This window comes from Paramicrobacterium chengjingii (assembly GCF_011751765.2).
In the GTDB taxonomy this organism is placed as follows: Bacteria; Actinomycetota; Actinomycetes; order Actinomycetales; family Microbacteriaceae; genus Paramicrobacterium; species Paramicrobacterium chengjingii.
The window spans coordinates 1368313-1380384 of sequence record NZ_CP061169.1 but is presented as its reverse complement, the minus strand read 5'-3'; the positions used below and the strand labels follow the sequence as shown (position 1 = coordinate 1380384).

The following is a 12072-nucleotide window of genomic DNA, read 5'->3' as shown; positions in this document are numbered from 1 at the left end:
TGGTGTCAGATACGACACGAACTGGGTATTTCACGGACGCTCGTCGATGACATTTGCAAACGCACCATCAACCCCGAGGATGCCCTGTCATTACTCGGCCAATCACTCGAAACCATTGCTGCCCTCACAGAAGAGGCCGCGCTAGACATTCAAGGAAAGAACAAATGACACTACAGATCGTCAGCTTGAAGGCTGAAAACTACAAGCGGCTCAAAGCCGTGGAGATCAACCCTGAGGGGAACGTCGTCTTCGTCGGAGGACGCAACGCGCAGGGTAAGACGTCGGTGCTCGATGCGATCTGGGCGGCACTCGCCGGCGGAGAAGCGTCCCGTGCGACACAACAGCCGATCCGTGAGGGGCAGGATTCCGCGGTCGTTCGCCTCGACCTCGGAGATTACGTCGTGACTCGCAGGTGGACGAAGGACGACGCGGGGACACTCACTGTGGAATCGGCGGATGGGGCGAAGTACTCGTCACCGCAGAAGCTTCTCGATGAGGTCATCGGCACTCGAGCGTTCGACCCGCTGGCGTTCACTCGACTGTCTGCCAAAGATCAGGTGGCAGCACTCACAAGTCTGGTGGATCTGCCCTTTGACCCCGATGAACTCACCCGTGAGGCGAAGGGCGTGTTTGACACACGAACCGAAGTGAACCGCGACGCCAAGCGGCTTGAAGGTCAGGTCGCTGGCTTCCCTGCGGCGGATGATTCGGTCCCGGTTGAGGAAGTCTCAGCAGCGGATGTGCTCGCTGAGTTCGAGAGGGCGCGAGAACACAACGCACGTCTCGACCGGGCAGTCGATGGTCTTGCGGACATGGACACGGAATGCGAGAAAGCCGAAGCTGCGGTGGCGCGACTCGCTGACGAACTCGACGCCGCGAAAGCGTACCTCGAGCGAGCCCGCGTGCAGCGCGATGAGATGTACGCAGCTTTCCGGTCTGGGCCCGAACGTATTGACACGTCCGAGATCTCCGACCGTCTGAACTCGGTTGAGGAGACGAACAGGAGAGTACGCGAGCAGGCTCAGCGCCGGACAGTCACCGCAGAGCTTGCAGCACGACGTGAACGGTCGGCGCAGTTGACCATTGAACTGCAGAAAATTGAGAAGCGGAAAGCTGACGGGCTCGCCAAGGCTGAGTTCCCCGTCGACGGTCTGTCGTTCGATACGGACGGTGTCACGTTCAACGGCATCGCGTTCTCGCAGGCATCGGCGGCTGAACAGTTGAGGGTGTCGGTTGCACTGGCGATGGCGGCGAACCCGAAGTTGCGGGTGCTTCGCATTCTTGATGGTTCACTGCTGGATTCAGACTCGCTCAAGATCATTGGCGAGCTCGCGGCTGAGAACCAGTACCAGGTGTGGATCGAAGTCGTGGACGAGACGGGCAACGTCGGCGTCGTGATTGAGGACGGTCAGGTCCGTGAGTGATCTGACTGTAAATCAGCTGTCATGGGCTGATCGCATTCTCGATGACGGGACGAACCGGGCCCGCTGGCTGGCGTCTCGGCTCCCCGTCATCGGGGCGTCCGATGCCGCGAAGCTGAGTAAGCCGGGGTCGGTGGATAAGTACCTTGCGGCGAAGCTCGCGTCGAAGACGTTCCACGGCAACGACTACACCGAGTCTGGGCATCGTTGGGAACCCATGATGCTCGCGTGGGCTGGCATTGCGGAGAACAAGGCTCTTATTCACTCCCCCGGCGAGAAGGGCTTCGCGGCGACGCCCGATGGTGCTGAGGCGATGCGCGGCGCTGAGTGCAAAGCGAAACACGGAAAGGTTGTCGCTGGCCCATCTTTGGCTGAGTGGCGACAACTGGCGTGGCAGTTCGTTTGCGTGCCTGAATTCGAGTCCATCGAGTTCATTTGGGTGGAACTCATCGACGGCGATATTCGTCCAGGCCTTCACGGTGAGCCGAAGAGTCTCACCGTCACCCGCGATCACGAGAAGATCCGTGAGCTCACGCCGCGGATTCTACCGATCGCCACTGATCTACTCGCGCGACTCCGTGTCGCGCTGTCATACGAAAGGAACCTGTCATGAGCAACGACATCACTAAGTTGCCCAGTAACGGCGACGTCGACTCCTGGTCGGCGGCGGAGAAAGCAATCGTCGAGGCCGCGGGACTTGTGTTCATGCACACCTACGGCGACCGCGCCGGGCATCGAGAGCTCGCGCCTCGCCCCGTTGTGGAGCAGTTTCTGTCGATCGCACGTCGGTCCGGTCTCGATCCGCTTGCGCGACAGATCTACTGCATCGGGCGACTGTCTCAGGGTCGTGTGGAGTGGTCAATCCAGACGGGCATTGACGGGTTCCGGCTCGTCGCTGAACGGTCGAAGAAGTATGACGGTCAGGACGGCGCAGAGTGGTTGACGTCGAAGGGTGAGTGGGAGGATGCGTTCGTCCCGTCCATTCACGGTCCTAACCCGTTGGCGGCTCGAGTGAAGGTGTATCGGAAGGATTGGCCACGCCCCTCTGTCGGCGTCGCTGAATGGGGGGCGTACGCGCAGACCAAGCGCAGCGGAGATCTTACGAGCATGTGGGCAAAGCAGGGCGCTGGACAGCTTGCGAAGTGCGCGGAGGCTTTAGCGATCAGGAAGGCATTCCCGCAAGATCTCTCGGGACTGTACACGGCAGACGAGATGGGCGGCGAGGTCATAGCTGTCGCTGAGGCCACGCCAAGCCGAGACTGGGCAGCCGATCTCAGGGCAGCGCAGACTCACGAGGAGATCGAAGACCTCGTGGACTCCGCAGATGACGCAGGCGAGTTGACTGATGTGATCCGCACAGCGGCTCTGACCCGGCACGGAATGATCTCGCGTGGCGAGAGCGAACCCGCCGAAGATGAACCGGTCGCGGAACGCGACGAGGAAACGGTTGCGGAGGAAGCGCGTCGCGCATTCGAGGAGGCACCCAGTGAATGACGTAGCCAATCTCGAGACGGGTGAACTGGTCGACTATCAACCGTTGAATCCCGCTGAACTCGAGCAGTTGATTGTGGAGATCGGGAACCGGCTTGAGCAGTCGGTTCCCGCGATCCGCGATATGTGGGAGCAACGGTACACGAAAGAGCGCGAGTTCATCGAGGCTCACGCGAAAGCGATGCTCACATCGAAACAGGCCACGGTAGCTATGGCTCGCAAAGAGGCCGACCTCGCGACGATGGCGTACAAGCAAGCATTCGATGACGCGAAGACAACTCTGCACGCGGCGGAGGCTCTGCAGAAAGCACTGCAGTCGCGTCTGTTCGGCATGCAGAACATTAACCGAGTGGTGGCGTCGCTGTACAACGCAGGGGGTGTGGGGCGATGACTCTGCATGTGAAGTTCGACCAAGACGGCGCTCCCATCGGTATCGATTGGGAGCGTTTCGTTTCGGAGTACCTCGTGAAAGAGGAACCGGCATGACACTCAACGAACAGGTACAGACCGACGCGGGTCTTTTCGAGACGACGTTCACGTTCGACTGGGTGAAACCGCCGTTGTCTCTTAATTACCGGTTGCACCGGATGGCCGAGGCGAAGATCGTCAAGGATCTGCGGTCACTGATGCACGCGAAAGCGAGACACGTGCCGGAGTTGGAACGCATCGAGGTGCGCCTTGTGTGGTTCGTGAAAGACCGGCGGCGTCGCGACGACGAGAACCCAGTCGCCACACTCAAAGCGCTCTGCGATGGCCTGGTCGATGCTGAGGTTGTCCCTGACGACACTCGCGAGTTCATGGTCAAGCACATGCCCGAGATCCGGTACGAGAAGGGCTGTGTCCCGCATTTCGAGTTCACGCTGAAGGAGCTCGCATGAACGCGCATGACTGCCCGTGGGTTGGTGATTGTCAGTGTGCTCGTGACGCCATGCCGTGCTCGCGTGGGCACCGGAATGTGTCTCACGGGTCAACGGTCAAGCAAGCATTTGTTGGTCCTGGAATGGGCGGCTGTGGGCCGTGCGGATGCGAACTATTTGAAGGAGGCACGTCGTGACGACGTGGAGTGATTTCTTTTGCGGGGCCGGGGGTTCATCCTCTGGCCTCGTTTCTTTACAGGACGTGCATGTGCGGATCGCCGCGAACCATTGGAAGACAGCGATCGAGATTCACAACGCGAACCATCAGAACACGGATCATTCAAGCGTTGACCTGCACGAAGAGAAAGCATCGTACTTTCCCCGCACGGACTGTGCATGGTTCAGCCCTGAATGCACGAAGTGGAGCCAAGCATCTGGCGCGGGTGGCCCCGCGATCGAGGAAGGTCTTTTTGAAGATCCTTTGTCGGATGACGTGAAGCAACGCTCCCGACTACTGATGTTCGATGTACTCAAGTTCATCGAATACCACCGTTACCGCATGGTCATTGTCGAGAACGTTGTGGATATTGCCACGCAATCGAAGTATCAGACGGCGTGGACGGTGTGGCGTCAAGAACTGCGGGCGCTCGGCTACAACTTCCGAGTTGTGTCGCTCAACAGCATGCACGCTCAGCTGATGGGTGCACCTGCACCTCAGTCACGTGACCGCATCTACATCGTCGCGTGGCCCGACGGAGAGCGCGCACCTGACCTTGACCGGGTGGTTTCACCTGAGGCGTACTGCGGTCGTTGCGGTGTGGTCCGTAACGCAGTCCAGTCGTTCAAGAACGGACGCACGGTCGGCAGGTATCGCCAAGCGTACGTGTACTGCTGTCCTGGTTGTGGGCAGGTTGTAGAACCTGGTTGGTTGCCAGCTGCGGCGGCGATCGACTGGTCGATCCGTGGCGAGAGGATCGGTGACCGTGCGAAACCGTTGAAGCCGAAGACCCTCGACAGGATCGCCGCCGGTATTGCCCGGTACTGGGGTCCACTCGCCATCGAAGCCGCGGGGAACACCTACGACGCCGCAGACCCGAAGCACAGAAACTACGGAAAGCCGGACGGGTACTACCGGTCCTGGCCGATCGATGAACCGTTGAAGACGTTGCACACGGTGAGCTCGAAAGCTCTCGCCGCACCGGTCGAGGGCAGGGACGGGAAAGAGGCCGTGTCTTTGGACGCGCCTATGCGGACTCAGACGACACGTGCTGAGACTGCGCTGGCGAACCTGCCATTCATCGCTGAGATGTACGGCACGTCGACAGCACGGCCTGTCACTGAGCCTGCGGGGACGTTCACAGCGGGCGGGAATCATCACGCTCTCGTCATGTCGTACTACTCACGCGACGACGCCATGAAACCGACATCTGATCCGGTGGCGACGATCACGACCGAGCCACGGCATGCATTGATCACGCGACACAACAAGGGAGGAGCAGAAATGACGACGCCGGCGAGCGAGTACATGCGCACGTTGACGACAACGGCGCAACAGTCGATCATGCGTCGCCCTGGCGACGTGACAGCGGCCGATCTGAAAGCGGCACGGGACATGATCCATGACGTCGAGTTCCGCATGTTCCAGCATCACGAGGTGGCAGCCGGAATGGCGTTCCCTGGTGACTACAACTGGCAACCGCCGAACCGGATGCGCCCCGTCTCGAACCGGGATCTCGTCAAGGCCGCAGGGAACGCGGTCACACCGCCAGCGGCACGTGATCTCGGTGCAGTGTGCATGGAATCACTCGGGCAAGAGGCGGTGATGGTCTGATGGGTAGTTGGTTTCAGGCTCCGTGTCCGCGTTGCGGGCTTGTCCGTGAGGTTTTGACGGAGAAGAGGGGGAAGGTGTGCCGCGATTGCAAAGCAGTGCTCACCCCCGCTGAGAGGGAACTATGGGCAGCGTGAATTATTCAAAGCGCATTCGCTATGAGCTCTCGCCAATCGCTGCCGCTTTTTTCACCGCGGCCGTTCACCTCGGATGTCCTCCATTCGGAAGACCCACTATGCAATGTCACAAGTGGGGTCGCTTTGCCAGGCCGGAAATGTCCCCAGAGCATCCACTTGTTTCGTCCGTCGGTCGCAAGCGTGTACTGCGTTCCCGCGTCCCAAAAGGATTCCCTCCCGGTCTCAGGGGGCTGCTCAATGTCGTACAAGGACTGCTGACCATGGTTGTGCATTCAACAACGCTATCCGGGCAGGTGGCATGATGGCCGCCCCCAAAGCAGGGGTGGGTATCCACTCAGCAGGGAGGTCGTCATGGGGACCGTGATTTCAAAACGAGTCCGAGCGATCGTGCTCGAGCGTTCAGGGGGCCAGTGCGAGAGATGTTTCTCGGCTGGCCCTCTCGAGTTGCATCACCGGAAGTTTCGGTCTCGTGGAGGGAAGCACACGGTCGAGAACCTCGTCGCCTTGTGCGGGTGGGGGAACCACACCGGGTGTCACGGGCTCGCGCACACGGATGGTGATGGTGGGTGGTCGGTTCATTCATGGGACGACCCGAGACATATACCCGTTCGTGACGACCGAGGAAGCCTGTTTTACCTGCTGCCTGACGGTCGGAAGGAACAGATCCATGACCCCAAATTCTGAGAAAGGAGGCCAAAAATATGGGTTTGCCGTGGTTTAGAGCAGATACCAACCTGCCAACGCATGACAAGATGCTCGACCTACTCGGGCGCTCACCAAAGGGTAAAGGTGCGGCATTCGTCTATGTCTGTTCTCTCGCTTACTCGGCAGGACATGACACGTCGGGGTTTATCGCGAAGGCCGCGTTGCCGTTCGTTCATGGAACACCAACGGAGGCGCGACTTCTCGCAGAAACACGCCTGTGGGAGATCGTCGAGGGCGGGTGGCAGATACGTAATTGGGGCACTCGGCAGCTTGTCGGTGCGGAAGCTCAAGCAATCCATGAGAGCGCTGTGGAGCGTGGCCGGAAGGGTGGCCAAGCGAAAGCTAGAGGGGTAGCTAATGGCTAGCAAAACGGTAGCTAATTCAGATCAGCCACCCCGTTTGCTCCTAGCACGGACGGACGGACGGACTAACGGACGTACTACTCACCTTGATAACACCCCTTCTGTTACGTACCGCGCACGAGAAATTGAAGTGTTTGTTCGCTCCGATTTCGAGTTCCAACGCTTCCTGCTGACCAGGACTGCCAAAAAGGTGCAACGGGAACGGTTCGTGGAAGCGATCCGAACGACGCTCGCAAACAATTACGACCAAGAGACAGAGCGGCTGCGGGTCGCGGTCAAACAAGAACGAAAGAGGGCAGCGTAAATGGCTGGCGAAACAATTATCACTGTCGTAGGCAATCTCACTGCAGATCCAGAACTCAGATACACACAGTCGGGTCTGGCGGTGGCGAACTTCACGATCGCTTCTACCCCGAAGGTGTTCGACAAGCAGAAGAACGAATACGTGGACGGGGAGGCACTGTTCCTGCGTGCGTCTGTGTGGCGTGAGTTCGCAGAGCACGTCTCGGGTTCCCTGGTGAAGGGTTCAAGGGTGATCGCGCAGGGCCGTCTCAAGCAACGGTCGTGGGAAACCAAAGAGGGCGAGAAGCGCACCAGCATTGAGCTCGACGTCGACGCTCTTGGCCCTGACCTGCGATATGCGACAGCGCAGGTAACTCGTGCGCAGTCGAACCGGCAGGGTGCACCACAGACTGCACAGGCTGACGTGTGGGCTCAGCCACAGCAGACCACCGAGGAATGGGCAGGCGGTGGTTCGTATGGGGACGACACCCCGTTCTGAATATTTGCCGCCCGTTGAGGGGTCGGTGTCGGACTACATAACGTTCGCGCCGGCCCCTCAACCGTTGCGGGAGCACAGGTGTGGGCAGTGCATGACCCCGTGGGGAAAGTCAGTGCTGCCGTGCCGTAACGATCCGAGGAGGAACCGTGGCTAGATCCGCAAGTAAACAGTTGGGCACAGCGCGAATGTTGCTGGCTCAATTCGACGCACAAATTCAAGAGTTCGAGGGCATGAACCGTGAAGCCCGCAGGACTGAGCGTGGCCGTGATCTCGCGAAGAGGATCGACGTTCTGCGTGACGGGCAGGCGACGTGGCGTGACCGTGTGGCTGATCTTGAGAAACGTGCCGAGGAGGAGAAGTGATTGTCTGCATCACGAACGACATGGAAAGTGTCCGCCCGTGCACTGTGAAAGATCAGCACCAAGACGGGTGTGACGGCTGGGAGACGCGGCTGACAGATGGGAAGCACATTTATACGGGCCGGGATTGCTCGGGGTGTCTCCCCCGTCGCGCCCGTCACGGTGTGCTGTGTCGTGCCTGCTTCGAGAAGCTCGAGGATGCTCTCGGACGGGTGGACAGGTGGTTGGTTGCGATGCGTGGTGTTGAGCGCGCCGTGCAGCGAGACAACGCTGGTGTCAGGTCGAAGTCAGGCCCGCCGATCCCGATCAGTCCGACACAGTTAGCGGTCGATGAGGTGTGGTCCTGGTATCGGCATGTCCCAAAGGACGTGCCGGTGTGGATCTCGACAGTGGAGGGTGGCGAGCTCGCGGTGAGATTCACTGCAGCGGCTTTGACCGCTATGCGGTCGCATCCAGAGAAGGAGCTTCCGCACAAGATCCGGCGTACGCGTTGCCCGGAGTGTGGGCGGTTGCAGTTGCAGTGGAACCCGCCGGGGTATTTCCGTGACCGGGTGACGGTTTCGTGTCAGTTCGACGACTGTGACGCGGAGTTGGAGCAGGACGCGTTCGAGAAAGTCGCACTGATCGAGGAGAGGAGCAGGTCGTGAAGGAGTGGCTTTCCGTGAAGGAAGCGGCGTTCATGGTGGGGCGGCATCCATCGCGGGTTTATCGGTGGATCGAGTCGGGGCAGTTGGGCTCCCGTGTCACCTCGGACGGGCGCACGGAGGTGCGGTCGGGTGACGTGGTTCGTGTTGAGGCTGTGGTGAAGCGTGGCCGTCCGCGGGGTACGGCGTCGAGAAACGGGAGAAGAGCATGAGTGCCCATGAGGTCACGTTTTACCAGGTGAAGTGCGATTGCTGCGGGGTGGTCGAGGACGATTACGGCGACTTCGCCGCTATGGCCGATTTTGGTCAGGCGCAGGCGTCGGCGGAGAGCGTCGGATGGGCGCGCGTCGACGGTGAAGATCTGTGCAACGGGTGCTGGTGCTGGCCTGAAGACCTGTCCGATTATCCCGGCGATGATGCGTGGACGGCCACGGACGACCCGTTACGTAAGCACGCACAACACCCCGTATCTGACCACGAGACGGAGGGTAAAGCATGAGTATCGAGTCAGAGGCGGTTGAGAAGGCTCAGGCCCGGTGGGGTAAGCGGACAGCGACCGCGCCGATCCGTGCAGGATTCAAAGCTGGCTACATTGCCGGGGCATCCCGTGAGGTTACTGACGAGCAACTGGCCCAGGTCCGCGCTGAGGCGTGGGATCAGGGATACGGCGACTGCTGGAACTGGCACATGTCGCAAGGCGCGGAAGGCAATAACGAGAACCCGTACCGCGCTCTCGCAGACAAGGAGCAGTGACTATGGGAATGTTCGATGACATTCAACACACGATGCCCTGCCCACTGTGCGGGTCGAAGCTAACCGGCTTCCAATCCAAGGACGGGTACTGCTCATTGCAACGACTCACACCGTTGGAGCTAGCCGCGCAAGCTGACCCTGGACTTCATTACGGGGTTGAGTTCTACACATCGTGTGGCAACTGTCGCACATGGGTTGAGGTCAAGTTCCACCACGACAGCGGGCGAGCTATTGCTGATCAGCTACTTGCCGCCGCAGACAAGGAGCAGGGCAATGAGTGACGATCTTGACCGCATCATGCAGGCGATGAAAGCCAATGGCATCACGGTCACGGTGAAGTCCGCACCGGGCGCAGCGTTCGCACCAGTCAGGGAGTCCGGCATCGTCGCACAGGCCGCGAAACGAAATGGAATCTGGTATGACGCCGCAGACAAGGAGACACCATGAACGGCTACCCGACACCGGTACCCATCGAAGTGGTCGAGATAATCGACCGGTTCATCGAGCGCGAACACGATGCCGCCCGGAAGTTCACAAACCGTGAAGTGTTAGACGAGTCCGGCGCGTACTCGCTCCACGAGGCCGCATCATCCGTGTATGCCCGCGCTTACCATGACGGGCGCATGGCAGAACGTGCACGCACGAACGGTGAACGACAGAGGGCACGTGACACGGAACGAGCCAACGAGGAGACACCATGAGCACATGGGTAAGCCCTGACTGTGCTGCTGGCAAATGTCGTGCTTGCACGGGTGAAGCATGGGATCACGACGCCGACACCATGACCGAGTGCGAATGCGAGTGTCATTGCTCCCACGAAAACCTGACCGGCGATGAAGGGCCGCTGATCTGGCTGAAAGGTGAATGGCCGAAACGGTGGCGATGCGATGAATGCGGGGAGATCGTGTACGACCGGGAATCGGGAGGTTCAGAGTCATGAGCAGAATAACGCCACGAAAGATCGTTCTACTCATGGCACGAGAGATCGATCCCGAGGACGCCATTGAAGACGACGAGTACATCGGAGACTGGGTGCCAGAGCATCGGCATCCCGATTGGTCAGGCGGCCCCGACTGCGCCGCGTGCTGGGTAGAAAGCTACAACGCCGCAGTCGCCCGCGAATCGAACGATTATGAGCCATGCGCAGACTGTGAAGCCGGGAACGTGGGCCGTTGTCCGCGCACCCCGAACTGCATGCTCGCCGGTCGCAGATCGAACAATTCTGGACTTGGCCCCACGACTGGGGATGCACGTTCGACGCATAACGGTGGGAATCTCTATTCATGAGAAGTTCAGGACAGAGCACATTGCTTGCGATATTCACGATCGGGGGAGTCGCCCTCGGCATTCTGGTTCTGATGATCGGTGAGGGCGCGATCGGATCCGTTGCGACCGCATCGGGGCTGTTCGGTTTCGCCACTATTTCGATGATCGGTTGGATCGTTCTTGCCGGCGTCGAGAGCCAGTTCCGACAATTACACTCAAGACTCGGGCTAGGAGCCCAACAAGTGAACCCAGCAGCCCACGACTGACGCAAACGGACTCGTATCGTACGGCGATACATCTACTCCTGGTGGTCCTCAAAAACCTCAGAATGAGGGACCGCCCATCGGCTGAGGGCTTGTGATGCAGAACGGGGCGTTCGTTTCGGCGAGCGCCCTCACTTTCGTTTACACAGCGGCAGTGATTTGAAACATAAGCGCCCCAGCTTGGACCAGGCCACCTGAGACAGTACCAGTCAAGATCGACTGCCAGGCATCACGCCAACGACGCTTCGAATCATCGTCCGTCGACGCTCCTTCCGCGGCCCGCATTGCAACCCACAGTCGCTGCACCGCGGCCGTGTAATCGAACGCAATCCCCGCCGATTCATCAGAAAGGGCGATCTCGATCTCTTGTAATAGACGATGAATGTAGTAATGCAATTGCGGGTCAAGATCAGGGTCGCCGTTGAGCGCCACACGAGCTCTCGACACAAGAGAATCCAGCGCCTCAGAGTCGTCATGCTCGTACACGAACACCTTGCCGTCGAGATAGTTTGCGCAGCCCTCAATCTGATCCATCACGGTCGGATGTACGAGATTATCCGGGCTCATACTCGACGCCCAACCGGACCCACTTGACAACACGCCAGCCGACCACTTCGGGAACTGCCGTCGGTAGAGACTGACGTTATAGCCATCTTGCTCAAGTTGCCGGAGCAACACGTCAATACGCCCGAGCAGGCGAAACGCTTGAACGAACTCTTGCGCTCCTTTGGCCGTGTGGGGCTCCAGCGCACCCTTTGCTGTCGATGTCTTCGATGCGAAGCGGTCCCGCCAACTGGAATACAAGATATGAAGGTCACGTGCGGAATTCGACATGGTCACAATCCTATTCATCGCATGGCATGTCACAGTGCATTAATTCGCGAAACGCGCGATGATCAATCATAGAAGCTGGAACACCCAGCCCAGAATGCCCCGGCTCCGAAAGGATGACCGGGGCTTTTCTGCGTTCAGAGACTGCTACGACTTCAACTCCTTGATCTTCGTCACATACTGCGTCTGCACAGCAAGCACAACAACACCGTCCTCGTCAGCGAACTTCGTATAACTGCCATCCTCGAAGAACACGTCAGCTTCGACATCCTCAAAATCATCGGACTTGAGCGGGTTCTTCGTAACCCGATACCTCGTCATCATCTACTCCTCACTGAGCCAGCACCCTGCCAGCCCCGCCAACGCTACTCAAA

At 59.4% G+C, this 12072-nt stretch carries 20 protein-coding genes; 18 read left to right on the top strand and 2 right to left on the bottom strand.

The genetic code is table 11. The features are described from left to right. Positions 1 to 164 precede the first annotated feature (164 nt). From HCR76_RS06705 to HCR76_RS06620, 18 genes are all read left to right on the top strand, one after another. The gene (locus tag HCR76_RS06705; RefSeq protein WP_166989378.1) at positions 165 to 1424 is read left to right on the top strand and encodes an AAA family ATPase; all 1260 of its coding nucleotides are present in this window, start codon (positions 165 to 167) and stop codon (positions 1422 to 1424) included. After that, complete coding sequence (locus HCR76_RS06700; RefSeq protein ID WP_166989376.1) at positions 1417 to 2034, top strand: hypothetical protein; 618 nt, start codon at positions 1417 to 1419, stop codon at positions 2032 to 2034. Before HCR76_RS06705 ends, HCR76_RS06700 begins: the two co-directional genes overlap by 8 nt. After that, positions 2031 to 2915 (top strand): phage recombination protein Bet, encoded by an 885-nt coding sequence (gene bet, locus HCR76_RS06695; RefSeq protein WP_166989374.1) that lies wholly within the window; start codon positions 2031 to 2033, stop codon positions 2913 to 2915. Before HCR76_RS06700 ends, bet begins: the two co-directional genes overlap by 4 nt. Continuing rightward, positions 2908 to 3303 carry a hypothetical protein gene (locus tag HCR76_RS06690; RefSeq protein WP_166989372.1) on the top strand — a complete coding sequence of 132 codons (396 nt, stop codon included), beginning with the start codon at positions 2908 to 2910 and terminating at the stop codon, positions 3301 to 3303. The genes bet and HCR76_RS06690 overlap by 8 nt, the downstream gene beginning before the upstream one ends. Positions 3304 to 3394: 91 nt before the next feature. After that, positions 3395 to 3790: a RusA family crossover junction endodeoxyribonuclease gene (locus HCR76_RS06685; RefSeq protein ID WP_198248158.1), complete on the top strand. Its 396-nt coding sequence runs from the start codon at positions 3395 to 3397 to the stop codon at positions 3788 to 3790. Between the two features lie 172 nt (positions 3791 to 3962). Beyond that, a complete protein-coding gene (locus HCR76_RS06680; protein ID WP_166989370.1) occupies positions 3963 to 5600 on the top strand; it encodes a DNA cytosine methyltransferase in 1638 nt (545 codons plus the stop codon). A gap of 485 nt (positions 5601 to 6085) precedes the next feature. Next, on the top strand, positions 6086 to 6418 hold the full coding sequence (locus HCR76_RS17690) for an HNH endonuclease (RefSeq protein ID WP_166989368.1): 333 nt from the start codon (positions 6086 to 6088) through the stop codon (positions 6416 to 6418). Between the two features lie 17 nt (positions 6419 to 6435). After that, positions 6436 to 6804: a hypothetical protein gene (locus HCR76_RS06670; protein ID WP_166989366.1), complete on the top strand. Its 369-nt coding sequence runs from the start codon at positions 6436 to 6438 to the stop codon at positions 6802 to 6804. 301 nt (positions 6805 to 7105) lie between these two features. Beyond that, positions 7106 to 7582, top strand: coding sequence for a single-stranded DNA-binding protein (locus HCR76_RS06665; RefSeq protein ID WP_166989364.1), 477 nt, complete (start codon positions 7106 to 7108; stop codon positions 7580 to 7582). A gap of 146 nt (positions 7583 to 7728) precedes the next feature. After that, entirely contained in the window at positions 7729 to 7944 is a 216-nt protein-coding gene (locus HCR76_RS06660; protein WP_166989363.1) for a hypothetical protein, read from the top strand. A gap of 371 nt (positions 7945 to 8315) precedes the next feature. Further along, positions 8316 to 8588, top strand: a complete 273-nt coding sequence (locus HCR76_RS06655) for a hypothetical protein (RefSeq protein ID WP_166989361.1) — start codon at positions 8316 to 8318, stop codon at positions 8586 to 8588. Next, positions 8585 to 8797, top strand: a complete 213-nt coding sequence (locus tag HCR76_RS06650) for a helix-turn-helix domain-containing protein (RefSeq protein WP_166989359.1) — start codon at positions 8585 to 8587, stop codon at positions 8795 to 8797. The genes HCR76_RS06655 and HCR76_RS06650 overlap by 4 nt, the downstream gene beginning before the upstream one ends. Continuing rightward, positions 8794 to 9084, top strand: a complete 291-nt coding sequence (locus tag HCR76_RS06645) for a hypothetical protein (protein WP_166989357.1) — start codon at positions 8794 to 8796, stop codon at positions 9082 to 9084. The genes HCR76_RS06650 and HCR76_RS06645 overlap by 4 nt, the downstream gene beginning before the upstream one ends. Then, positions 9081 to 9338, top strand: coding sequence for a hypothetical protein (locus HCR76_RS06640; RefSeq protein ID WP_166989355.1), 258 nt, complete (start codon positions 9081 to 9083; stop codon positions 9336 to 9338). Before HCR76_RS06645 ends, HCR76_RS06640 begins: the two co-directional genes overlap by 4 nt. Positions 9339 to 9611: 273 nt before the next feature. Further along, on the top strand, positions 9612 to 9785 hold the full coding sequence (locus HCR76_RS06635; RefSeq protein ID WP_166989353.1) for a hypothetical protein: 174 nt from the start codon (positions 9612 to 9614) through the stop codon (positions 9783 to 9785). Next, positions 9782 to 10039 carry a hypothetical protein gene (locus tag HCR76_RS06630; RefSeq protein WP_166989351.1) on the top strand — a complete coding sequence of 86 codons (258 nt, stop codon included), beginning with the start codon at positions 9782 to 9784 and terminating at the stop codon, positions 10037 to 10039. Before HCR76_RS06635 ends, HCR76_RS06630 begins: the two co-directional genes overlap by 4 nt. A 235-nt stretch (positions 10040 to 10274) precedes the next feature. Further along, positions 10275 to 10625: a hypothetical protein gene (locus tag HCR76_RS06625; protein WP_166989349.1), complete on the top strand. Its 351-nt coding sequence runs from the start codon at positions 10275 to 10277 to the stop codon at positions 10623 to 10625. Beyond that, positions 10622 to 10870, top strand: coding sequence for a hypothetical protein (locus HCR76_RS06620; RefSeq protein ID WP_166989347.1), 249 nt, complete (start codon positions 10622 to 10624; stop codon positions 10868 to 10870). Before HCR76_RS06625 ends, HCR76_RS06620 begins: the two co-directional genes overlap by 4 nt. Positions 10871 to 11008: 138 nt before the next feature. On the opposite strand, the gene HCR76_RS06615 is transcribed toward HCR76_RS06620, so the two are convergent. After that, positions 11009 to 11701 (bottom strand): hypothetical protein, encoded by a 693-nt coding sequence (locus HCR76_RS06615; protein ID WP_166989345.1) that lies wholly within the window; start codon positions 11699 to 11701, stop codon positions 11009 to 11011. A 144-nt stretch (positions 11702 to 11845) separates the two neighbouring features. Then, positions 11846 to 12022 (bottom strand): hypothetical protein, encoded by a 177-nt coding sequence (locus HCR76_RS06610; RefSeq protein ID WP_166989343.1) that lies wholly within the window; start codon positions 12020 to 12022, stop codon positions 11846 to 11848. Between the last annotated feature and the right edge of the window lie 50 nt (positions 12023 to 12072).

Coding starts and splice junctions, on each gene's coding strand:
- HCR76_RS17690 (WP_166989368.1), top strand. CDS start 6,086: ATGGGGACCGTGATTTCAAAACGAGTCCGAGCGATCGTGCTCGAGCGT.
- HCR76_RS06705 (WP_166989378.1), top strand. CDS start 165: ATGACACTACAGATCGTCAGCTTGAAGGCTGAAAACTACAAGCGGCTC.
- HCR76_RS06630 (WP_166989351.1), top strand. CDS start 9,782: ATGAACGGCTACCCGACACCGGTACCCATCGAAGTGGTCGAGATAATC.
- HCR76_RS06615 (WP_166989345.1), bottom strand. CDS start 11,701: ATGTCGAATTCCGCACGTGACCTTCATATCTTGTATTCCAGTTGGCGG.
- HCR76_RS06610 (WP_166989343.1), bottom strand. CDS start 12,022: ATGATGACGAGGTATCGGGTTACGAAGAACCCGCTCAAGTCCGATGAT.
- HCR76_RS06625 (WP_166989349.1), top strand. CDS start 10,275: ATGAGCAGAATAACGCCACGAAAGATCGTTCTACTCATGGCACGAGAG.
- HCR76_RS06685 (WP_198248158.1), top strand. CDS start 3,395: ATGACACTCAACGAACAGGTACAGACCGACGCGGGTCTTTTCGAGACG.
- bet (WP_166989374.1), top strand. CDS start 2,031: ATGAGCAACGACATCACTAAGTTGCCCAGTAACGGCGACGTCGACTCC.
- HCR76_RS06640 (WP_166989355.1), top strand. CDS start 9,081: ATGAGTATCGAGTCAGAGGCGGTTGAGAAGGCTCAGGCCCGGTGGGGT.
- HCR76_RS06670 (WP_166989366.1), top strand. CDS start 6,436: ATGGGTTTGCCGTGGTTTAGAGCAGATACCAACCTGCCAACGCATGAC.
- HCR76_RS06620 (WP_166989347.1), top strand. CDS start 10,622: ATGAGAAGTTCAGGACAGAGCACATTGCTTGCGATATTCACGATCGGG.
- HCR76_RS06635 (WP_166989353.1), top strand. CDS start 9,612: ATGAGTGACGATCTTGACCGCATCATGCAGGCGATGAAAGCCAATGGC.
- HCR76_RS06645 (WP_166989357.1), top strand. CDS start 8,794: ATGAGTGCCCATGAGGTCACGTTTTACCAGGTGAAGTGCGATTGCTGC.
- HCR76_RS06665 (WP_166989364.1), top strand. CDS start 7,106: ATGGCTGGCGAAACAATTATCACTGTCGTAGGCAATCTCACTGCAGAT.